The following is a 20,249-nucleotide window of genomic DNA, read 5'->3' as shown; positions in this document are numbered from 1 at the left end:
CCCAAAAAGCACATGTTTATCGCTGTACTTACAACAAGCATACCTAGGACCTAGTCACCTAGGATCCCAGGCCCTCAAATCTTTTAAATCATAATCGTTGCCAGTCCAAGGAACACCGACAGACCAATCACATCGGTGACGGTGGTTAACGCCATTCCTCCGCTAGAGCTGGGTCTATATTCATCTTTTTCAGTAGAATCGGAATAGTAACCCCTGCAATACCAGCGACCAACAAGTTGGTCATCATGCTGCAGAAATAATACCGCCCAACATCCAGTTTCCTTTCCATGCGACAACGATACCGCCAATGATAAGCGCCCACATGATACCGTTAAGAAAACCGATTGCGGCTTCCTTCATTAACAGTTCACGTTTGTTGGAATCACCGATATGTCCGAGCGCAAGACCACGAATAACCAGTGCAACTGTTTGATTACCTGCAACGCCTCCCATCGATGGCACGATAGTCATTAAAACTGCGATGGCAGCCATTTGATCTAGCGTTGCTTCAAACATGTTAGAAACAGAAGCGGCCGCTAGGGCAGCCAGAACATTTGCGCCTAACCAAATGCTGCGCTTACGTGCTGATTTTACGACAGGTGCGAAGGTATCCTCGTCGTCATCCATACCCGCCATGCTCATCATGGAGTGCTCAGCATCTTCTCGGATAACGTCGACCACGTCATCGATAGTAATACGACCCACGAGGTGCTGATTCTCATCTACGACCGGAGCTGATACCCAGTTTCGACGTTCGAACAAGCTAGCAACGTCGGAATCGCTGGTATCGACGGTTATGGCTTCATCTGCGTCTTCCATGATATCGACAATCTTCACATCTGGCTGAGTGGTGATTAGCAGAGTAATGGGCAGTTCACCAATCAGTTTACTTTCTTCATCAATAACATATAAAGCATCGGTGGCTTCTGGCAGCTCGCCTTTCATTCGTAAATAACGCAAGACAACGTCGACATCAACGTCACCACGTATGGTGATAACGTCGGTGTTCATTAGCCCACCAGCGGTATCCTCTGGGTATGATAGCGCGGTTTCGACACGTAATCGGTCAGAAGAGTCCATCTGAGAAAGAACTTCACGGGACAGGTCATCGGGCAAGCTACGCAGCACGTAAGCAACATCATCGGTGTCCATACCTTCCGTCGCTTCTGCAAGCGCTTCAGGGGCCATTTTGGACACGAGACTGTCTTTAACGTCTTCGTTGAGCTCGTCAAGAATTTCACCGTAGTCTTCTGGATCGGTAAGTTGCCAAAGCACTTCACGACTTTTACGCGGAGAGGCTTCTAAAAGGTGAGCGATATCCTCAGGTTCCATGTCCTGTAATTGACGACGAACATGGACGAAGCGACCATTTTCCAGTGCTTCTGTGACTTCTTGGAGGGCTTGGTGAGCTTGGTCGAATTCAATTTGCTCTTCCACTTTTTCCTCCTACTTCCTGATAGTTACAATGGATTGAATAATAACTTAATTCTAGGAGCCTTTTAATAACAACTTGTGAAAGTAGGGAAAATTAATTTCAGAAAGGGGAGGGGAAAGGTCCTAGGTAAAAAGCAGGTCCTAGTTCCTAGGCGTGTTACTCGAGGCTTCGGTGCTCCTTTGTTGGCATTTGTGTTTGCAGTGTGGGAATACAGATTACTGAGCACTATGGCTGAAATTCGTCTTACTGAACAGCGACGAAGGAGCGTGATTCAGAATCTAGCCTTCGAGTATGTAGGTGTTTGCGGTGTTAGTTTCAGCAGCGCCCTAGTCGTGAGTAGATTCCTAGTCTCGCTTGAGCCCGCAGGAATGGCTGAAGCTGCTGATTTTAATGAATATTAATCTGATTTTTCTGTAATCTGTAAGCGCAGCGTCCCGTATTCCTTGTTTTTCTAGGACCTAGGACCTGTGTTTTCCTAGGACCTTGTTTTCAACCTAGGACCTTGTTTTATTCCCCTTCATCAAACTTATCTTCAATAAGGTGACAAACGGCATCTAAGGCTTGCTCCGCTTGCGACCCATTAGCATGGATCGTCACGTATTCACCTTGCGCGGATTCTAACATCAATAAACCCATGACACTGTCGGCTGTAGCGGTTTTGTCTTCTTCATTGTCAATCGTAATGATCGCATCAAAACTTTGAGCCAGTTCGACAAGTTTCACCGCTGCACGAGCATGTAGGCCGAGACGATTTTGAATAAGAACTTTACGACTGACTTCCACGTTTACTCCTTGGGATTTTTTTCTAGCGATGTGTGGCGGACTTGAACTTGATGCCCTTTCGTTGCGAAGTATTCACCAATTTTTTGTGTAAGGTAGACAGAGCGGTGTTTACCACCAGTGCAACCAATGGCAACCGTCAGATAACTGCGATTGTTCTTTTCTAGCATTGGTAGCCAGGTTTCGATAAAGCTTTCGATTTGATACTTGAGGCTCAGTACCGATTGATGTTGCTCTAAAAACGCAGCGACTGGGCCATCAAGTCCTGTCATAGGACGTAGTCCTGGTTCCCAATGCGGATTTGGTAAAAAGCGCACATCAAACACGTAGTCAGCATCAGAGGGTAACCCGTACTTAAAACCAAAAGATTCAAAAACCATGACCAGTTCTTTACGGTCTCTTCCTTCAACTCGCATGCGTACCGTTTCACTCAATTCATGTAGTGATTGCCCACTGCTATTGAGCAGTAAGTCTGCATGAGATTTTAGAGGACGCAAAATTTCTTTTTCTCGCTCGATTGCTTGATCAAGAGAAAGTGATTGACTACCAATAGACAAAGGGTGGATTCGACGGGTTTCACTGTAACGTTTGAGCAGCGTTTCCTTATCGGCATCTAAGAAAAGCATCGTGAGATCATGCTCGGCCTTCAGCTTTTCCAGCGTACCGGTCAACTCTTTGAGCTTTTTCGGTATATTGCGGATGTCGATACTGACCGCAACATTCTGCTTGCTATCAGCGACGGACTGGACAAAGGCATCAAGAAGATTAACCGGTAGATTATCCACACAGTAGTAACCTAAATCTTCTAGTACACGCAGTGCCACGCTCTTGCCTGCACCAGAATGCCCGCTAACAACGATTAATCGCATGGTTAAATATCCCGCTTACTGATGAATCATAATGTTGTAGAGCTCTTCATCGCTTTGAGCGTTACGGAGCAACTTCAGTACCTGTTTGTCGCTCAAGCGTTCCGCCATCGATGACAGCGTTTTTAGGTGTTCTTTGCATTGCTCTTCTGGAACTAATAGGGCAAATAGAAGGTCAACCGGTCGATTGTCAATCGCATCAAATTCAATGGCTTCGTCACATTGGAGAAGCACTGCGATAGCCTTATCACTCGATTGCATTCTTGCGTGCGGGATAGCAATACCGTTTCCGATGCCGGTACTGCCCATTTTCTCTCTGTTGAGCATACACTCAAACAGTTCTGTAGAATCTTGGCCCGTTTGTTCAGCGACGATGTGGCTGATCATTTCTAGGGCTCGTTTTTTACTCGTACAGTGGACTGCACTTCTCGTGCAGTCCAATGACAGTATTTCGCTCAGTTGCATGATTAATGACTGTTTAGTTTTTCTTTATGCTTATTAAGTTGGCGAACAAGTTTATCCACCAGCGAATCAATTGCGGCGTACATATTCTCATCATCTGCTGACGCATGAATTTCGCCTTGGTTTACGTGGAGCGTAGCTTCCGCGATTTGAGTGACTTTTTCAACTTTTAGTAAAACATGCACTTGATTTATGTGTTCAAAAAAACGGTCTAACTTCTGAAATTTCGTTTGAACGTAGTCTTGCATTGAATCGGTAAGATCAACGTGATGGCCTTGAATATTGATTTGCATAGACTTTCCTTTTCAGTTGGTGCCTAAAGTAGGCGTTTACGCTGACTTGAAGGGGAGATACCCAAGGATTCTCGATATTTAGCTATCGTACGTCTCGCCACTTGAATCCCTTGATCAGCCAGAAGAGCAGCAATCTTACTATCACTCAGTGGTTTAGCAGTATTTTCTGCCGCGACCAACTTTTTAATCAGTGCTCGGATTGCCGTAGACGAACATTCTCCGCCATTGTCAGTACTTACATGACTGGAGAAGAAGTATTTCAGTTCAAAAATGCCTCTTGGCGTATGCATAAACTTTTGTGTTGTGACACGAGAAATGGTTGATTCATGCATGTCTACCGCCAGAGCCACATCATTTAGTACCATTGGCTTCATTGCTTCTTCACCATACTCGAAGAAATCTTGCTGGTGTTCAACAATACATCGTGCAACTTTGAGTAGGGTCTCGTTTCTGCTCTCCAAGCTCTTAATTAACCATTTTGCCTCTTGCAAATTACTACGAATATACTGGCTATCTGCGCTGTTGCCTTTACCGAGCTGAGCATATTGTTGATTTACTTTTAATTTTGGGATGCTATCCGGATTAATCGAAACCGTCCATTTGCCATTATCTTTGAACACTGAGACATCTGGAATTACGTATTCGGTGTCATCAGGAGTGATACGGCTACCCGGGCGAGGTCGAGTTGTTGAATGAGCTTCAATACCTCTCGAAGTTCCGTTTCTTTTAATTTGGTCTCTTTAATGACCAATTTGTAATCGCGGTTACCCAAGTGATCAATGTGATCTTGCAATATGGTTTTTGCTTCTTCTAACCACGGCGTTTCGTCGGGAAAAGTCGACAGCTGAAGCAATAAGCAGTCTTGCAGGTTGCGAGAGGCAACACCAAGAGGATCGAATTGTTGAATACGCTTACGAACCGCTTCGACTTCGTCTAATTCGATGTCTTCGTTGTCAAAGCTTTCGTGGATATCTTCTGGCGAGAGGGTTAAGTAACCGTAGTCATCGATGGCATCAATGATCGCAAGTGCGATAGTTCGGTCGGTTTCACTGAACGGCGTGAGATCCAGTTGCCACATAAGGTAATCATGCAGTGACTCGGTGGTTTCTCCTTGATAAACCGGCATGTCGTCATCAAGTGCTAACCCAGTGCTGCCAGTATTGGCACTATAAACATCGTCCCATGTGGTATCGATTTCGAGTTCGGAGCTGATTTCCGATTTTTCAATCACGTCAGAGCTGTCTGGTACGTCAATGTCAGTAGGTTCGTTGTCACTGTTGTTAGCGTCGGGCGCGAGATCCGACTTATCTTCACCATTGGCTAACGGCTCTTCTTGTCCTTCTTCGACTTCAAGAAGCGGGTTTGAGTCTAATGCTTCTTGAATTTCTTGTTGAAGATCGAGAGTCGACAACTGCAGCAAACGAATCGCCTGTTGCAGCTGCGGCGTCATGGCTAACTGTTGGCCTAACTTAAGTTGTAATGAAGGTTTCATTCAGTGTTACTTACCTTGTAATGCTCAGAATCTTACCGTTCCTAATATAATCATAGACGGAATTGTTCGCCGAGATAAACTTGTTTCACCTGGTCATTGTTGAGAACTTGTTCCGGTGTTCCCGATGCAATAAGGTGTCCTTGGCTTACGATATAGGCTTTTTCACATACGTCCAGTGTTTCTCGTACGTTGTGGTCTGTAATCAACACGCCTAGACCACGATCCCGCAAGTGCTCAATGATTTTTTTGATGTCATTGACTGAAATTGGGTCAACACCCGCGAACGGCTCATCCAATAAAATAAATTGTGGGTTTGCAGCGAGCGCGCGCGCAATTTCTACCCGACGTCGCTCACCACCTGATAAAGCCATACCAGCACTGGTGCGAATGTGCTGTATATGAAACTCCTCTAGCAAATCTTCCAGTTTGTCTTGGCGTTCTTCACGTGTCATTTCTTGGCGAGTCTGCAGAACCGCCATGATGTTGTCTTCTACTGAGAGCTTACGAAAAATCGATGCCTCTTGAGGAAGATAACCAATGCCCAGACGAGAGCGACTGTGCATTGGTAATATACTGATGTCTTTGTTGTCAATAGTAATTGTGCCTTCATCGCGAGGCACCAAGCCCACGATCATGTAAAACGACGTGGTTTTTCCTGCACCGTTAGGGCCGAGTAGACCAACGATTTGTCCAGATTCAACTTCTAAGCTTACATCCGTGACAACTTTACGTTTTTTATAGCTTTTCGCTAAGTTTTTTGCACTTAGGACTGCCATTTTAGTCCTCTAATTGGTTGGGTTGCAAAATGGTAGTGACTCGCTCGTTCTTCGAACTATCTGCCACGAGTTTCTGCTGACCAATTTGGTAGCGAATCGACGAGCCTTTAATGGTGTTTCCATCTTGCGCGAGTTGCGCGTGACCTTTCATCGTGAGTTCGTCGCTAGAAATTCGGTAGTCGAGTTCGTCCGCTTGACCGCTTAGTGTTTTACCATCGTCCATCAACTGTGAGAACGTTGCGGGTTGGCCAAATGCTTGGATCTGGCGGATGGTTTCCGTTTTGGGATCGCGAGTGACTACGATTTTACTCGCATCAATATTGATGCTGCCTTGCTTAAGTGATACATCACCTTGAAAAATAACCTGGTTACTTTTCATATCTACCTGTTGTGTATCTGAATTGATGTAAACAGGCTGTTGGGTATCCGATTTAAGTGCCAGCGCATGAGGTGCAGCCAGCACCAGTGCAAAAAGGCTAAGGTGTAACGATTTCATATCGGCCTTGAACGTTATCAGTCAGAGTCGCAGTGTGTTGCTTTAAATTGCCTTCCATTGCGCCTCCGGTAGTTTCAAATTGTGGCCCAACCAACATTACTTGCTGATTGGCTGTAAAATCACGGTTGGTTAGATTAATGACCAATTTGTCGGTAGCCATGGTATCAAAGCTTGCGTCAGGTAACAGGTTTTGCATTAGGACCTTGTCATACAACGTCAGTATTTGATCTTCATCTAACACAGCTCTTGTCGCTGTTATTTTCCATTCTACGGTTTTACCTTCACGATAAACCATAAGTGTGGGAGCATTAAATATGGTTTCTCCACTTTTAGCATAATAATCTAAGTTGGTGGAGCGGATGATGTAACTGCGAACACCATCTTCACCATAGGTAATGTTTTCTAACCCAGTCCCACTGAACATCGGTAGTTCAGTATCTGGCGCTACTTGAACGGTATCGTCATTTCTTGGTGTGATTAGATAGTAGCCACACCATGCAACGATGAAGATCAATAGCAAATTAATAAGGCGAGTAAAACTCATATCATAAATGCCTATTGTTTAGCTCAGTACTTTTCTGATTATTGCCTTAATCTGCGTCGTTAAACGATTCAATGTGCCGCTGATATTACATCACGCCAGCTTTTAATAAGTCATGCATGTTCAATGCACCAACAATCGTATCGTCTTTACACAAAATCAGAGCATTGATGTTTTTATTCTGCATCAAGTTCAGACCTTCCACTGCAAGCATATCTGGATGTGCTGTGGTTGGGTTTTTCGTCATGACTTCTTTAATCGCAGTCGTATGAATGTCAATGCGTTTATCAAGTGCTCGGCGTAAGTCTCCATCGGTGAATATACCAAGCATAGCATCGTGTTCATCTACTACAGCGGTCATACCCAAGCCTTTTTCAGAAATTTCCAACAGTGCATCGCGAATCAGTGCGTCTGGCGATACTTTTGGCAATGCATGACCAAAGTGCATTATATCAGACAACTTAAGCAGCAATTTTCTTCCTAAAGCGCCGCCAGGGTGGGAAAGCGCAAAGTCTTCTGCTGAGAACCCACGCGCTTGGAGCAGAGATACCGCGAGTGCATCCCCCATAACCAAGGTTGCCGTTGTGCTACTGGTAGGAGCTAAGCCAAGCGGACAAGCTTCTTGCGGCACGGTGATTTGTAAGTGTATATCCGACAGTTTTGCCATGTTTGAATCGGGCTTCCCTGTCATGCTGATGATCTTGATGTTCAATCGCTTCAATACTGGAAACAGAGATAAAATCTCATGTGATTCACCAGAGTTCGAAATCGCAATCACAATATCACCATCACTGATCATTCCGAGATCGCCATGGGCTGCCTCTCCAGGATGAACAAAAAACGCGGAAGTGCCCGTACTCGCGAGTGTGGCAGCAATTTTATTGCCAATATGACCTGATTTGCCCATGCCCATCACAACGACTTTTCCGTTGTTGGCTAGGATCAATTCGCAAGCTTGCTCGAACTCATCATTGAAATAAGTATCTAACCCTTGCAGGGCAGCAACTTCTATATCAAGAACTTGTTTAGCGGCAGCGCGGAAATCAAATTGACGAGACATAATCGTGCTCCAATTTATTTTTTGTTATTGATATTAGGCTTTATTAAGCCGCCATATTAGTGAATAAGTACACTTGATAGGCCAAAAAGCACATAAACAGCACCGCACCTTCAATTCTGTTGATACTGCGGGACTTGCCAAGGCACATTACGACGAGCAATAACGACACGCCTAACATCACCCAAAAGTCACGTCCCATCGCGTGCTCACTCAGCATTGATGGATTGATAATGCCAGGAATCCCCATCACGCTAGGATGTTGAACACATTAGAGCCGATAATATTACCGACGGCCATGTCGTCTTCGCCTTTTAAAACCCCAGCAAGAGAGGCGGCAAGTTCAGGTAAGCTGGTACCGATCGCAATGATGGTTAAGCCGATCACCAGATCGCTCATCCCGAAAAACTTGGCAATGATTACGGCATTATCTACCAGCATATTGGCGGCTAAAGGAAGTAGGACCAAACCCAATACGACCCACATCGCGGCTTTTGAGTTGCTTACGCCTTCAGGAATTTCAGATTCCTGCTCATTAAGGAAATTGTCCCCAGACTGTTGCTCTTTACGGCTAATATGCAACATTGCAAACAAAAACAAGCCAAACAGAACAAACAATAAAATGCCTTCATAAAAGCCTAAATGATTGTTCCATAATAGACCGCCTGCCAGTAACGTAACAGCGATCATCAAAGGGAGCTCACGACGAATGACCCCCGAGTTAATAGAGAGCGGTTTTATTAACGCTGTAATGCCTAAAATGAGTGCGATGTTAGCGATGTTTGACCCTAAAACATTACCGACTGCGGTATCGGTTTTTCCATCCAATGCAGCGGTCGCTGACACCATCATTTCAGGCGCAGACGAACCCATAGCAAGAATCGTCATGCCGATCACAAGAGGAGAAATGCCGACGTTCCGGGCGATTGCTGCTGAGCCGAAAACCAGTTTATCGGCACTCCAAACGAGTAAGACAAGACCAACGATGAGCAGCGCTACGGCTTCGAGCATGATAAATCCCACATAGTAGATAAGTAAAATGAGTAACCGCTAATTTTGACCTGTTGTTGCTGAAAATGGAAGATAAACAACAAATAAATTAATGGCTAGTAACGAATTTGAGCAGACTAATGTCAGTTTAATTGTGGGGGACTATCGATGGTGTTTTTAAGTCCCGTTTAGTCTCAGTAGGGAGTTTGTGCACAATCTTTGGTTTCATAAAATCGAACAGTGCTTTAAATTGAATGCTAATGTGCTTATGATTGCAGCCTAATTATTGTACCGACGTCGGTTTTAGGATTCTTAATAAAGTCATCAAGAATACCAACTAGTGTAAGTTGGCTGGACGACCCTATGAGCGTTAGTGCTACATAAAGTAGAAGAGATGATATGTCGAACAACGATTTAGTCACCGTGAAAAACCTCACTTTTTGGCGTGGAGAGCGTAAGATCTTTGATGGTATTGATCTACAAGTTCCTGAAGGTAAAGTGACGGCGATTATGGGGCCATCGGGAATTGGGAAAACCACACTGTTGCGCCTGATTGGCGGACAGTTGTATCCCGAAAAAGGAGAAATTTGGTTTGATGGTGATAACATACCATCACTTTCACGTAAGAAACTGTATCATGCTCGCAAGAAAATGAGCATGTTGTTTCAATCTGGTGCGTTATTCACGGATTTGAATGTCTTTGATAATGTTGCTTTTCCACTGCGTGAACACACTCAGCTTTCAGAAGACATTATTCGTACCATGGTACTCCTTAAGCTGGAGGCAGTTGGCTTGCGTGGCGCTGCGCAACTGATGCCGAGTGAGTTGTCAGGTGGTATGGCACGTCGAGCTGCTTTGGCCCGTGCTATCGCTCTTGACCCTGATCTGATCATGTATGATGAGCCTTTTGTTGGACAAGACCCGATCACGATGGGAGTGTTAGTAAAGCTGATCAGCAGTTTGAATAAAGCACTGGGCCTAACGTCTGTCGTGGTGTCACACGACGTTCCTGAAGTCATGAGTATTGCTGATTGGGTATACTTACTTGCCGATGGTAAAATTATTGCCTTTGGCACACCGGAAGAGCTGGAGCAAAATTCGGATCCTAGGGTACAGCAATTTCTTCAAGGAACCGCAGATGGACCCGTTCCATTCCGTTTCCCTTCTCAAAGTATCGAAAAGGATTTATTTGATGGTCGATAGCTTTATTCAGTTTGTCGCCTCGCTGGGCAGGCGCACATTATCCATTTGTGAAGCTTTTGGCCGGGCGACGTTCATGCTGATGGGGGCGATATTCAGCAAACCCGAACCCGTTAAAGGTTTTCCGCTGTTAATTAAACAGCTCTATTCGGTTGGCGTTCAATCTTTAGCGATCATCATTGTGTCCGGTTTGTTTATCGGCATGGTGTTGAGTCTACAAGGTTATGTCGTTCTAATAGATTATGGAGCAGAAGGCAGTCTTGGTCAGATGGTTGCGCTCTCTCTACTTAGAGAGTTAGGTCCTGTGGTAACTGCGTTGTTGTTCGCTGGTCGAGCAGGGTCAGCACTGACGGCTGAAATCGGCTTAATGAAAGCAACGGAACAAATTTCAAGCTTGGAAATGATGGCTGTGGATCCGCTGAAGCGTGTTATTGCGCCACGTTTTTGGGCCGGGGCGATTTCAATGCCGTTATTGGCGATGATCTTTATGGCAGTCGGGATCTGGGGCGCTCAGATTGTCGGTGTCGACTGGAAAGGCGTTGATCACGGGAGTTTCTGGTCGGCGATGCAGTCTTCGGTCGAACTTGGTAGAGACATCGGTAATAGTATGATCAAATGTTTTGTCTTTGCTATTACGGTGACTTGGGTCGCTCTCTTTAACGGTTATGATGCTATTCCTACTTCGGAAGGCATTAGCCGAGCCACTACGCGCACTGTTGTGCATTCTTCTTTAGCAGTACTAGGCTTAGACTTTGTACTGACCGCATTGATGTTTGGGAATTAATCATGCAACAAACACGTAAAACTGAATTATGGGTTGGCAGCTTTGTATTAGCAGGAATTTGCGCGATTCTTGTGATGATTTTTCAAGTTGCTGACGTAAAAAGTATGGGTTCTGGGGATACTTATACCCTAAAAGCAGAGTTCGATAATATTGGTAGTCTAAAAGTGCGCTCACCAGTCAAGGTGGGTGGTGTGGTAATTGGTCGTGTTAGCGACATTAGCCTTAACCCAGATAACTTATTACCGGTTGTCAGCTTATCGATTAACAGCCAGTACAATCAGTTCCCAGAAACGTCCAGCGTACAGATTCTGACATCGGGTTTGATTGGTGAACAGTATGTCGGCTTAGTACCAGGGTTTGTTTTTGACGACGAAGTGATGTTAACCGACGGTGATATGATTGAAGACACCAAGTCAGCCTTAGTACTCGAAAACCTAATCGGTCAAGTACTGTATAGCGTTGGCGGTGGTTCAGACGACTCAAGTAAGGAATAAAAATGCTAGCAAGATTATTACTTTCGATTTGCGCCGTATTGACTGCCTTTGGTGTCAATGCATCAGAGGTTGATAAAACTCAGCCTTATCAGATGATGAAGCAAGTTGCCGAAACTACATTTGAGCGCTTGAAATCAGAACAGTCTGAAATCAAAAAGAATCCTAATATGCTAAAAGGCATTGTTGAAGAAGAACTGATGCCTTATGTCAATGAACGTTATGCAGGGTTGAAGCTGCTAGGACCAAACCTTAAAGGTGCTAAGCGTGAAGATGTGTTGGAGTTTATTGATGCGTTTCGTGCCTATTTAGTGGCATCTTACGCACAGGTATTGACTCAATACAGTGACCAGCAGATAGAGTTTGGCCCAGAGCCACAAATCTCTGATTCAAATCGCATTACCAGCATCAGAGTTGAAATTGTTGACGCGCCACGACCGAATATCAAGCTTGAATTTAAGCTTCGCAAGGACAACAAAACGGGCGAATGGGAAGCGTTTGATATGGTCGCTGAAGGCATTAGCTTACTATCGAGCAAACAGTCTGAGTGGAGCGCGAAAATTCGCCAAGATGGTATTTTGTCTGTTGCCAAGGATCTTGAGAAACTGGCCGCTGAACCGATTCGCTTTGAGGCGAAAAACTGATGGCGCAGTCTCATGCTCAGTGGCAATTAAACGACACAAAGCTCGAACTGACAGGCCCCTTAGACCGAGACTCTGTGCCTTCATTATGGACATATGCACAGCGTTGGAAGCCTTCTCAATCAGAGCTTGAATGTTCACTAGAAGGGATAGAACGCATTGACTCTGCAGGAATGGTGATGTTAATTCACTTAATAGAGCATGCAAAAAAACAAAACTGTCATATAATGCTCAGTTTCGTGCCAGCACAACTGCGCACTTTGTTTCAACTGAGCAACGTTGAATCTTTAGTGGCAAAACACATACAGAATAATCAGGGGTAATTTGTGGATAGCGCAAAAGTACAACAGTTATTAGAAGAAGCACTAAACCTTGAAGAAGTGCATGTTAAAGGTGAAGGTAGCCATTACGAAGTGGTGGCTGTTGATGCTTGCTTTGATGGAATGAGCCGCGTTAAGAAGCAGCAGTTAATTTATGCTCCTCTGATGGAGTACATCCAGCGTAATGACATTCATGCGTTATCAATTAAAGCGTTCACCCCTGCTGAGTGGGCTCGCGATAAGAAATTAATGTCACTTTAAGGTTTATTGATGGAAAAGTTTCGAGTTATTGGGTCAGACAAACCACTTGTTGGTGAGGTGACCATTTCCGGTGCAAAAAACGCAGCACTGCCGATTTTATTTGCGTCTATTTTGGCTGAAGAACCAGTAGAAGTGGCGAATGTGCCACGCCTTCGTGATATTGATACAACAATGGAATTGCTGAAACGTTTGGGCGCAGAAGTGAGCCGCAATGGTTCTGTCTACGTCGATTCAAGCCGCATCAATGAGTATTGTGCCCCTTATGACTTGGTGAAAACAATGCGAGCTTCTATTTGGGCGCTAGGTCCATTGGTGGCGCGTTTCGGTCAAGGCCAAGTGTCATTACCAGGCGGGTGTGCCATTGGTGCTCGTCCTGTCGATCTGCACATTACTGGTTTAGAACAGCTAGGCGCAACCATCACCCTAGAAGATGGTTATGTTAAAGCAGAAGTGGATGGCCGTCTGAAAGGCGCCCACATTGTAATGGATAAAGTGAGTGTCGGAGCGACGATCACGGTCATGTGTGCAGCCGCACTCGCAGAAGGAACCACGACGTTAGACAATGCCGCGCGTGAGCCGGAAATCGTCGATACTGCTGATTTCTTAAATAAGCTGGGTGCAAAAATTTCTGGCGCGGGTACCGACACCATTACCATTGAAGGCGTTGAGCGTCTTGGTGGGGGCAAACACAGTGTGGTTGCTGATCGCATTGAAACCGGAACCTTCTTAGTCGCTGCTGCCGTATCTGGTGGTAAGGTGGTTTGTCGCAATACCAATGGGCATTTACTTGAAGCCGTTTTATCTAAACTGGAAGAAGCGGGCGCATTAGTTGAAACGGGTGAAGATTGGATTTCTGTCGATATGACAGGCCGAGAGTTGAAAGCGGTTAGCGTTCGCACTGCGCCTCATCCAGGCTTCCCAACCGATATGCAAGCGCAATTCACGCTATTAAACATGATGGCGAAAGGTGGTGGTGTTATTACAGAAACCATCTTTGAAAACCGCTTTATGCATGTGCCTGAACTGATGCGCATGGGAGCCAAAGCAGAGATTGAAGGTAACACCGTTATCTGTGGTGATGTTGAGTCATTAAGTGGTGCCCAAGTGATGGCGACCGATTTGCGTGCATCAGCAAGCTTGGTGATTGCGGGTTGTATAGCAAAAGGCGAAACCATCGTTGACCGTATCTATCACATCGATCGTGGCTATGACAAAATTGAAAATAAATTGTCTGCACTTGGCGCAAATATTGAGCGAGTGAGTGCATCAAGTTAAACTGCACAGCAGTAATTTGGATCACAAAGAGCCGAAACTCAGGTTTCGGCTTTTTTATATCACTTTCTTCTCTTGTTGAAATGAGAGAAATTAATATTTGTACTTGGAGTTCCTGGAGAACAAGAATGATTGCACTGTTACGTGTATTTGCCGTCCTAATTTTTGCCATTGTGATGTTGATTGGTGGGTGCGGTTACTGCCTGTTAAGCCCTCGAAACCCAAAGCATGTTTTCACTTTTGGCCGTCTGTTTGCCAAAATGTCGCGCGTGTTTGGTATTAAACTTGAGCTGCGTATCCCTGAAGATGCCTATTCTCGTGGTCAGCATGTTTACATTGCCAACCATCAAAATAATTGGGATTTGTGCACCGTTTCTGCCGGGGTTACGCCAAAAGTCGTGACCGTGGGTAAAAAAAGCTTAGTTTGGATGCCTGTGTTTGGTCAGCTTTACTGGCTAACGGGTAATATTTTGATTGATCGAGCAAATCGCTCTAAAGCTAAAGGCACGATTGATCAGGTGGTCAATAATATAAAGCAGAGCGATGTATCAGTATGGATGTTTCCTGAAGGGACGCGTTCACGTGGTCGTGGTTTATTGCCTTTTAAAACGGGAGCATTCCATGCTGCGATTGGCGCAGGAGTTCCTATTATCCCGATTGTTTGCAGCTCAACAGGGGATCTAAAATTTAATCGTTGGAATAACGGCCATGTGATTGTTGAGATGTTGCCGCCAATTAGCACAGAAGGCTATGGCAAAGATAAAGTTCGTGAGCTTGCCAATATGTGTCGAGAGCAAATGAAAACTAAGCTGGAAGCGTTAGACGAAGAAGTTAAACAGCGCAACGCTGCAAAGTGAGAGCTTGAGAGCTTGAGAGCTTGAGGGCTTATAGCGGCGAAAGAACAATAAAAAATGGGTAGCTTAGGCTGCCCATTTTTTTAACTATATTAACCATTATTTACGAACGATTAACCATTATTTACGAACGGCAATGGCTTCAATCTCGATACCGACATCTTTAGGTAAGCGAGCCACTTCAACACAAGAACGAGCAGGGTAGTTTGCTACTTGGTGTTCATCGAAGAATTTACCGTATACTTCGTTGACTGTGCCGAAGTCGTTCAGATCTTTAACGAAAACAGTGAGTTTAACGATATCTGCAACTGTTAGACCAGAAGACTCAACAACCGCTTTTACGTTTTCTAGAGATTGACGCGCTTGTTCTGCAATGTCTGCAGACACTTCACCAGTCGCAGGGTTGACTGGAATTTGGCCAGAAGTCAGAACCATATTACCTAGATCGACGCCTTGAACGTAAGGACCGATTGCTGCGGGTGCAGACTCAGTGTGAAGTACTTTTGTCATTGTATTTGTTCCATTTCTTATAGCGAATAAAGAACCTCAGTGTGCCTTTAAACCGGCAGCAGGTAAAGAGCAAAATACCCTGTAAAGACAGGGTATTTGAACAGATATTCTGCATTAATCGTTTACGCGATTAGCGTTCTGTAACGATCTCTCGAGAGAATACTTTTTCACAGTATTTACACTTTAGGCGGATCTCGTGTTTCTTTTCCAATACGCTAAAGCTGCTTTCTACGGGCTCATCATGAGAAATACAGTTTGAATTCGGGCATTCGAATACATCATTGATTTTTTCCGGCAACGCTAAGGCGAGTTTTTTCACCACTTCGTAGTTTTCGATCTGGTTCACTGTCGCGTGCGGTGCATATAAGGCTAATTTGTTGGCCTGTTCTTCATTGATGAAGATATTTTCAATTTTGAGCAAATCTTTATGGCCCAGCGCGGATGATGGTAGGTTGAGGCCTACGGTGACACGCTGAGAAGAATTATGCATATCGAACAGTTTTAGCACCTTGATGCCAATTTGAGCGGGAATGTGGTCTATGACGGTGCCGTTTTTAATTGCTTCTACCTGCAATTGAGTTTCTTTAGCCATGTTTATTTCTCCCTCGATTACAGTGTTTCGTTTAAAACCAATGCCAGTAAAGCTTGTCGAGCGTAAACGCCGTTCTGTGCTTGCTCGAAATAATACGCATGTGGTGTTTTATCAACGTCAGTGGTGATTTCATCTACACGAGGTAATGGGTGTAGAACTTTGAGGTTTTCACGCGCGTCTTTCAGTAGTGCGGCGGTTAGGATGTACGCTGACTTAATGTGCGCGTATTCAGACTCATCAAAACGTTCTTTTTGCACTCGGGTCATGTACAAAATATCCAGTTCAGGAATAACGGCTTCCATATCGGTGTGCAGGCTATATTCAATGCCTGCTTCGTCTAGCTCTTCACACAAGTAATCTGGCATTGCGAGTGCTTCTGGCGCGATGAAAAAGAAGCGAATATTATTGAATTTTGCCAGAGCTTGAGTCAGTGAGTGTACCGTACGGCCGTATTTTAAATCACCGACAAAGGCGACGTTTAAATTATCTAGGCGGCCTTGCGTCTCTGCAATGGTGTACAGATCAAGCAAGGTTTGAGTTGGGTGTTGGTTTGCTCCGTCTCCAGCATTAATCACCGGAATGCCGTTTGAAAACTCAGAAGCTAGACGTGCAGCCCCTTCTTGAGGGTGACGCATGACAAACGCGTCAACGTAAGAGGAGATCACTTGTACCGAATCAGCCAGTGTTTCTCCTTTTTTGGCTAACGAGGTGTTACCACCGTTATCGAAGCCAATAACATCGCCACCGACACGCTGAATGGCCGTTTCAAAAGACAAACGGGTACGTGTTGATGGTTCAAAAAAGCAGCTAGCAACAACCTTATTCTTGATCAGCTCTGGTTGTGGTGTCTTTTTCAGACTCCCCGCTGTTTCGACGATAAGTTCCAGCTCTTCACGAGAAAGCTCTGGAATAGAGATGATGTGCTTCTGGTAAAGCGAGTTCGCCATGATCTTCTTCCCTATAACTGTGATGATTATACCCAAGTAACCGTAGTGGACTTTGGACATAAAAAAACCTCCCCAAATGGGGAGGTTTAAAAATCAATAAAATTAACGAAAACAATACCACGTAAGCGTAGTCGCTTAGTTAGCGCAAATCGCATTTTTACGTCGGCAATTAGCATGGTCATTTCGTAATCCTCGGACAAATTGCCGAGCATTATACGCCTAACTTTGCTCAGTGCAAGCGATTACATCATGCGTTTCGTCTCGAAAATGCGTTAACTGCCTAAGGTTGCGACCATGACGGCTTTGATGGTATGCATTCGGTTTTCAGCTTCATCAAAGACAATGGAATACTCTGATTCAAACACATCTTCAGTGACTTCCAAGCCTTTCATTCCGTACTTTTCTGCCACTTCTTTTCCTACCGTGGTTTCATCGTTATGGAAAGCGGGCAGGCAGTGCATAAATTTAACATGTGGGTTACCCGTTTGTTTAACAACATCCATGTTAACTTGGTATGGTGTCATTAATGCCACTCGTTCATCCCATGCTTCTTTTGATTCACCCATAGACACCCAAACGTCGGTATATAAAAAGTCACAGCCTTTGACCCCTTCGGCAACGCTTTCAGTTAGATTGATTTTAGCCCCTGTTTGCTTTGCGATTTCTTGGCAAGTAGCTACGAGCTCTTCTTCTGGCCAGAATGCTTTGGGAGCGACAAGGCGAATATCCATCCCCAGTTTTGCAGCGCCAACCATCAAAGAGTTCCCCATGTTGTTGCGCGCGTCACCGAGGTAAGCAAATGTTATCTCGTGTAAAGGTTTGCCTCGTCCGTGCTCTTGCATCGTTAAGAAATCAGCAAGAATTTGCGTCGGGTGAAATTCATCAGTTAATCCGTTCCAAACTGGGACGCCCGCATGCTCACCTAGCTCTTCTACGATTGCCTGACCAAAGCCACGGTATTCGATACCATCATACATACGGCCTAATACTCGAGCGGTATCTTTCATCGACTCTTTGTGACCAATTTGGGAGCCAGAAGGGCCGATATAAGAGACTTGAGCACCTTGGTCGAAGGCGGCAACTTCAAACGCACATCGAGTTCGGGTAGAAGATTTCTCGAAAATCAGTGCAATATTTTTACCTTGAAGTTTCTTTTGCTCTGTTCCTGCGTATTTGGCTTTTTTAAGCTCAGCAGACAGTTCGAGCAAGAACTGGATCTCTTTGGTTGAGAAGTCCAATAGCTTCAAAAAGTTGCGATTTCGTAGATTGAAAGCCATAGCTCGTCCTTTAAATGTGTGATCGAATAACTTAAGATATTAAAACATATAAATGCTATATTTGTGAATAAGTATTTATTATTTGGCAATAAAAAAGGCCAATGTATTCACATTGGCCCGTGTGCTTGGTTTAGTGCGATTGGGATTAAATACCGTCACGTTCAATCGGACAACTCATACAACGTGCGCCGCCTCGGCCACGTCCGAGTTCATTGCCTGGAATGGTCAGAACTTCAATGCCCGCTTTATCGTATTTCTCATTGGTGTATACATTTCGCTCGTAGCCAATTACGACTCCGGGTTTTACGGTTAATACATTGTTCGCATCGTTCCATTGCTCACGTTCTGCTTCATAACTGTCACCGCCTGTGGTAATGATTTTCAGTTGCTCGACACCCAACGCGGTTTCAATCGCATGCAGGTAGTTGTGTGACGCTTCAACATTCATCTCGCCCTCATTACCTTTTGGTGTTAGGCGCCAAGTGTCTAAATCTTTACGCATGATTTCAGGGTAGACGGAGAACGTATCAACATCCATGTGGGTCATGACAGTGTCTAAATGCATGCAAGAGCGATGCTTAGGCAGATCAATAGCAATCACTTCAGTGGCTTGCCCTGCTCTAAACAGGCTAGCTGCCAGGTTCTCTACACCTTGAGCCGTGGTTCTTTCAGACATACCAATGAGTACCGCCCCATTCCCAATGACCAAAACATCTCCCCCTTCAACATTGGCGTTATCGTAATGAAGGTCTTCGTCACCAAAGTATTTAATGAAGTCTTGTCCAGCAAAGATAGGGTGCCAGCGGTAGATCGCGCGTAGGTGATTGGTTTCTCTTTGACGCGCGGGCATCATCATTGGATTGAGAGAGACACCACCGTATACCCAACATGAGGTATCTCGGGTAAATAGATGGTTGGGCAACGGCTCGATGACAAAATCCAGCGGTCGTCTCATCTTCGGTAGCATCGAAGGAGACTGAATTGGTAGCTCTGAGTAAGCCAAGCCACCTAATAAGATCGTTGCGAGGTGTTCATTGTCCATTTCAGAGAAATACTGACGTAAATCACGCGCAAACGTAGGGCCATAACGGAAATCTGATATCTGAGTGTTTAATAGCCACAGCTTCGCATCTGGAACGGCAAGTGTTTCAACCAGCAAATCGTGAAGTAGTAACACTTCCACATCTTGCTCGCGCAGAGTGCGAGCAAATGCATCATGTTCTTTGCCTGCAGCTTCTACGGCTAGAACATCATCAAACAACAGTTCATGGCAATTAGAAGGGGTCAGGTGGGTGAGGGCGCGTTCTGGGCGATTTAATAGCACTCGCCTAAGCTGACCCACTTCAGATCCAACGTACAACTTACTCATTTTGTATCCTTACTGATTTTTCCAACGATCAGTTATGACAAGCAAGGAGCAAAGATGCAAGTGTTGTTTTCTTGTTTATATTCTATAAATTATTATGTTTGTGGTTTGTTATTCTTTTTTTTATTGTTTTATTGATTTTTTTGGAGTTTTGTTTTTATTCAATGTGTTTTGTTAAAGTGCGTTTTTATTCTTTTCGAAGTATGAGCAGAGATTACATGTTTAGTATAGAAAATAGGCATTAATATTCGAATGGGTTCACTTTGAGCTCTTCTTTATTCGTTATTAAGCGAGATGCTGACATGCAGTTATTCAATAAAACCTCATAAACACGCATGAACTTCCGATGTGGTGCAATCTTTGCCAGATTAGGATGTTCTGAATATTAAAAAATTCGAATCCTTGTTAAGTTTTTGTTTACTTGTGAGCGGGTTTCAATATTGATTGAGGAATAGCGCGATGGTTTGGCGTTTGCTTGTGGCTTTTCGTCGCAATCCATGCCATATTTCACGGATCAGAATACCTAAGTCACTAATCTGGAGCTAA

General features: G+C 44.6%; 21 protein-coding genes and 3 pseudogenes. 8 read left to right on the top strand and 16 right to left on the bottom strand.

Features of this window, described 5'->3' with window-relative positions:
- Positions 1-83: 83 nt before the first annotated feature.
- The 11 genes and pseudogenes from mgtE to SU60_RS17615 all read right to left on the bottom strand — a co-directional run bounded on the left by mgtE (position 84) and on the right by SU60_RS17615 (position 9,209).
- A pseudogene (mgtE, locus tag SU60_RS17670) lies at positions 84-1,437 on the bottom strand (magnesium transporter).
- 505 nt (positions 1,438-1,942) lie between these two features.
- Entirely contained in the window at positions 1,943-2,218 is a 276-nt protein-coding gene (locus SU60_RS17660) for an HPr family phosphocarrier protein (RefSeq protein WP_041156684.1), read from the bottom strand.
- A 2-nt stretch (positions 2,219-2,220) separates the two neighbouring features.
- Positions 2,221-3,084 (bottom strand): RNase adapter RapZ, encoded by an 864-nt coding sequence (gene rapZ, locus SU60_RS17655; protein WP_041156683.1) that lies wholly within the window; start codon positions 3,082-3,084, stop codon positions 2,221-2,223.
- 15 nt (positions 3,085-3,099) lie between these two features.
- Positions 3,100-3,546 carry a PTS IIA-like nitrogen regulatory protein PtsN gene (gene ptsN / locus SU60_RS17650; RefSeq protein WP_041156682.1) on the bottom strand — a complete coding sequence of 149 codons (447 nt, stop codon included), beginning with the start codon at positions 3,544-3,546 and terminating at the stop codon, positions 3,100-3,102.
- Between the two features lie 2 nt (positions 3,547-3,548).
- Positions 3,549-3,836 carry a ribosome hibernation promoting factor gene (gene hpf, locus SU60_RS17645; protein ID WP_041156681.1) on the bottom strand — a complete coding sequence of 96 codons (288 nt, stop codon included), beginning with the start codon at positions 3,834-3,836 and terminating at the stop codon, positions 3,549-3,551.
- Positions 3,837-3,859: 23 nt separating this feature from the next.
- Positions 3,860-5,328: pseudogene (locus tag SU60_RS17640) on the bottom strand (RNA polymerase factor sigma-54).
- Positions 5,329-5,378: 50 nt separating this feature from the next.
- On the bottom strand, positions 5,379-6,104 hold the full coding sequence (lptB, locus tag SU60_RS17635) for an LPS export ABC transporter ATP-binding protein (RefSeq protein ID WP_041156680.1): 726 nt from the start codon (positions 6,102-6,104) through the stop codon (positions 5,379-5,381).
- Position 6,105: 1 nt separating this feature from the next.
- The gene (gene lptA, locus SU60_RS17630) at positions 6,106-6,600 is read right to left on the bottom strand and encodes a lipopolysaccharide transport periplasmic protein LptA (RefSeq protein WP_041156679.1); all 495 of its coding nucleotides are present in this window, start codon (positions 6,598-6,600) and stop codon (positions 6,106-6,108) included.
- Complete coding sequence (lptC, locus tag SU60_RS17625; protein WP_041156678.1) at positions 6,581-7,144, bottom strand: LPS export ABC transporter periplasmic protein LptC; 564 nt, start codon at positions 7,142-7,144, stop codon at positions 6,581-6,583. Before lptC ends, lptA begins: the two co-directional genes overlap by 20 nt.
- 85 nt (positions 7,145-7,229) lie before the next feature.
- Complete coding sequence (kdsD, locus tag SU60_RS17620; protein WP_041156677.1) at positions 7,230-8,201, bottom strand: arabinose-5-phosphate isomerase KdsD; 972 nt, start codon at positions 8,199-8,201, stop codon at positions 7,230-7,232.
- Positions 8,202-8,244: 43 nt separating this feature from the next.
- Positions 8,245-9,209: pseudogene (locus SU60_RS17615) on the bottom strand (calcium/sodium antiporter).
- Between the two features lie 378 nt (positions 9,210-9,587).
- Here SU60_RS17615 and mlaF point away from each other — a divergent pair.
- The 8 genes from mlaF (at position 9,588) to SU60_RS17575 (ending at position 15,014) form a co-directional block, all read left to right on the top strand.
- Complete coding sequence (gene mlaF / locus SU60_RS17610) at positions 9,588-10,391, top strand: phospholipid ABC transporter ATP-binding protein MlaF (RefSeq protein WP_041156676.1); 804 nt, start codon at positions 9,588-9,590, stop codon at positions 10,389-10,391.
- Positions 10,381-11,172 (top strand): lipid asymmetry maintenance ABC transporter permease subunit MlaE, encoded by a 792-nt coding sequence (mlaE, locus tag SU60_RS17605; protein ID WP_041156675.1) that lies wholly within the window; start codon positions 10,381-10,383, stop codon positions 11,170-11,172. The genes mlaF and mlaE overlap by 11 nt, the downstream gene beginning before the upstream one ends.
- Positions 11,173-11,174: 2 nt before the next feature.
- A complete protein-coding gene (gene mlaD / locus SU60_RS17600) occupies positions 11,175-11,666 on the top strand; it encodes an outer membrane lipid asymmetry maintenance protein MlaD (RefSeq protein ID WP_041156674.1) in 492 nt (163 codons plus the stop codon).
- A 2-nt stretch (positions 11,667-11,668) separates the two neighbouring features.
- Positions 11,669-12,307 (top strand): phospholipid-binding protein MlaC, encoded by a 639-nt coding sequence (gene mlaC, locus SU60_RS17595; RefSeq protein ID WP_041156673.1) that lies wholly within the window; start codon positions 11,669-11,671, stop codon positions 12,305-12,307.
- The gene (locus SU60_RS17590) at positions 12,307-12,627 is read left to right on the top strand and encodes an STAS domain-containing protein (RefSeq protein ID WP_041156672.1); all 321 of its coding nucleotides are present in this window, start codon (positions 12,307-12,309) and stop codon (positions 12,625-12,627) included. The genes mlaC and SU60_RS17590 overlap by 1 nt, the downstream gene beginning before the upstream one ends.
- A 3-nt stretch (positions 12,628-12,630) precedes the next feature.
- Entirely contained in the window at positions 12,631-12,885 is a 255-nt protein-coding gene (gene ibaG, locus SU60_RS17585) for a BolA family iron metabolism protein IbaG (protein WP_041156671.1), read from the top strand.
- Positions 12,886-12,894: 9 nt separating this feature from the next.
- Complete coding sequence (murA, locus tag SU60_RS17580) at positions 12,895-14,160, top strand: UDP-N-acetylglucosamine 1-carboxyvinyltransferase (RefSeq protein WP_041156670.1); 1,266 nt, start codon at positions 12,895-12,897, stop codon at positions 14,158-14,160.
- A 125-nt stretch (positions 14,161-14,285) separates the two neighbouring features.
- Positions 14,286-15,014 (top strand): 1-acylglycerol-3-phosphate O-acyltransferase, encoded by a 729-nt coding sequence (locus tag SU60_RS17575; protein WP_041156669.1) that lies wholly within the window; start codon positions 14,286-14,288, stop codon positions 15,012-15,014.
- Positions 15,015-15,131: 117 nt separating this feature from the next.
- On the opposite strand, the gene SU60_RS17570 is transcribed toward SU60_RS17575, so the two are convergent.
- From SU60_RS17570 to arcA, 5 genes are all read right to left on the bottom strand, one after another.
- Positions 15,132-15,521, bottom strand: coding sequence for a RidA family protein (locus SU60_RS17570; RefSeq protein ID WP_041156668.1), 390 nt, complete (start codon positions 15,519-15,521; stop codon positions 15,132-15,134).
- A 130-nt stretch (positions 15,522-15,651) separates the two neighbouring features.
- Positions 15,652-16,113 carry an aspartate carbamoyltransferase regulatory subunit gene (pyrI, locus tag SU60_RS17565; RefSeq protein ID WP_041156667.1) on the bottom strand — a complete coding sequence of 154 codons (462 nt, stop codon included), beginning with the start codon at positions 16,111-16,113 and terminating at the stop codon, positions 15,652-15,654.
- A gap of 17 nt (positions 16,114-16,130) precedes the next feature.
- Positions 16,131-17,060 carry an aspartate carbamoyltransferase gene (gene pyrB / locus SU60_RS17560; protein WP_041156666.1) on the bottom strand — a complete coding sequence of 310 codons (930 nt, stop codon included), beginning with the start codon at positions 17,058-17,060 and terminating at the stop codon, positions 16,131-16,133.
- 272 nt (positions 17,061-17,332) lie between these two features.
- Positions 17,333-18,337: an ornithine carbamoyltransferase gene (locus SU60_RS17550; protein ID WP_041156664.1), complete on the bottom strand. Its 1,005-nt coding sequence runs from the start codon at positions 18,335-18,337 to the stop codon at positions 17,333-17,335.
- 145 nt (positions 18,338-18,482) lie between these two features.
- A complete protein-coding gene (gene arcA, locus SU60_RS17545; protein WP_041156663.1) occupies positions 18,483-19,706 on the bottom strand; it encodes an arginine deiminase in 1,224 nt (407 codons plus the stop codon).
- Positions 19,707-20,249 lie beyond the last annotated feature (543 nt).

Source organism: Vibrio mytili (assembly GCF_000830505.1).
Classification (GTDB): Bacteria; Pseudomonadota; Gammaproteobacteria; order Enterobacterales; family Vibrionaceae; genus Vibrio; species Vibrio mytili.
This window is presented reverse-complemented; position numbering and strand designations above follow the sequence as displayed.

What these genes read in the sequence shown, in the direction of transcription:
- rapZ (WP_041156683.1), bottom strand. Translation starts at nt 3,084, where the DNA reads ATGCGATTAATCGTTGTTAGCGGGCATTCTGGTGCAGGCAAGAGCGTG.
- ptsN (WP_041156682.1), bottom strand. Translation starts at nt 3,546, where the DNA reads ATGCAACTGAGCGAAATACTGTCATTGGACTGCACGAGAAGTGCAGTC.
- hpf (WP_041156681.1), bottom strand. Translation starts at nt 3,836, where the DNA reads ATGCAAATCAATATTCAAGGCCATCACGTTGATCTTACCGATTCAATG.
- lptB (WP_041156680.1), bottom strand. Translation starts at nt 6,104, where the DNA reads ATGGCAGTCCTAAGTGCAAAAAACTTAGCGAAAAGCTATAAAAAACGT.
- lptA (WP_041156679.1), bottom strand. Translation starts at nt 6,600, where the DNA reads ATGAAATCGTTACACCTTAGCCTTTTTGCACTGGTGCTGGCTGCACCT.
- lptC (WP_041156678.1), bottom strand. Translation starts at nt 7,144, where the DNA reads ATGAGTTTTACTCGCCTTATTAATTTGCTATTGATCTTCATCGTTGCA.
- kdsD (WP_041156677.1), bottom strand. Translation starts at nt 8,201, where the DNA reads ATGTCTCGTCAATTTGATTTCCGCGCTGCCGCTAAACAAGTTCTTGAT.
- mlaF (WP_041156676.1), top strand. Translation starts at nt 9,588, where the DNA reads ATGTCGAACAACGATTTAGTCACCGTGAAAAACCTCACTTTTTGGCGT.
- mlaE (WP_041156675.1), top strand. Translation starts at nt 10,381, where the DNA reads ATGGTCGATAGCTTTATTCAGTTTGTCGCCTCGCTGGGCAGGCGCACA.
- mlaD (WP_041156674.1), top strand. Translation starts at nt 11,175, where the DNA reads ATGCAACAAACACGTAAAACTGAATTATGGGTTGGCAGCTTTGTATTA.
- mlaC (WP_041156673.1), top strand. Translation starts at nt 11,669, where the DNA reads ATGCTAGCAAGATTATTACTTTCGATTTGCGCCGTATTGACTGCCTTT.
- SU60_RS17590 (WP_041156672.1), top strand. Translation starts at nt 12,307, where the DNA reads ATGGCGCAGTCTCATGCTCAGTGGCAATTAAACGACACAAAGCTCGAA.
- murA (WP_041156670.1), top strand. Translation starts at nt 12,895, where the DNA reads ATGGAAAAGTTTCGAGTTATTGGGTCAGACAAACCACTTGTTGGTGAG.
- SU60_RS17575 (WP_041156669.1), top strand. Translation starts at nt 14,286, where the DNA reads ATGATTGCACTGTTACGTGTATTTGCCGTCCTAATTTTTGCCATTGTG.
- SU60_RS17570 (WP_041156668.1), bottom strand. Translation starts at nt 15,521, where the DNA reads ATGACAAAAGTACTTCACACTGAGTCTGCACCCGCAGCAATCGGTCCT.
- pyrI (WP_041156667.1), bottom strand. Translation starts at nt 16,113, where the DNA reads ATGGCTAAAGAAACTCAATTGCAGGTAGAAGCAATTAAAAACGGCACC.
- pyrB (WP_041156666.1), bottom strand. Translation starts at nt 17,060, where the DNA reads ATGGCGAACTCGCTTTACCAGAAGCACATCATCTCTATTCCAGAGCTT.
- SU60_RS17550 (WP_041156664.1), bottom strand. Translation starts at nt 18,337, where the DNA reads ATGGCTTTCAATCTACGAAATCGCAACTTTTTGAAGCTATTGGACTTC.
- arcA (WP_041156663.1), bottom strand. Translation starts at nt 19,706, where the DNA reads ATGAGTAAGTTGTACGTTGGATCTGAAGTGGGTCAGCTTAGGCGAGTG.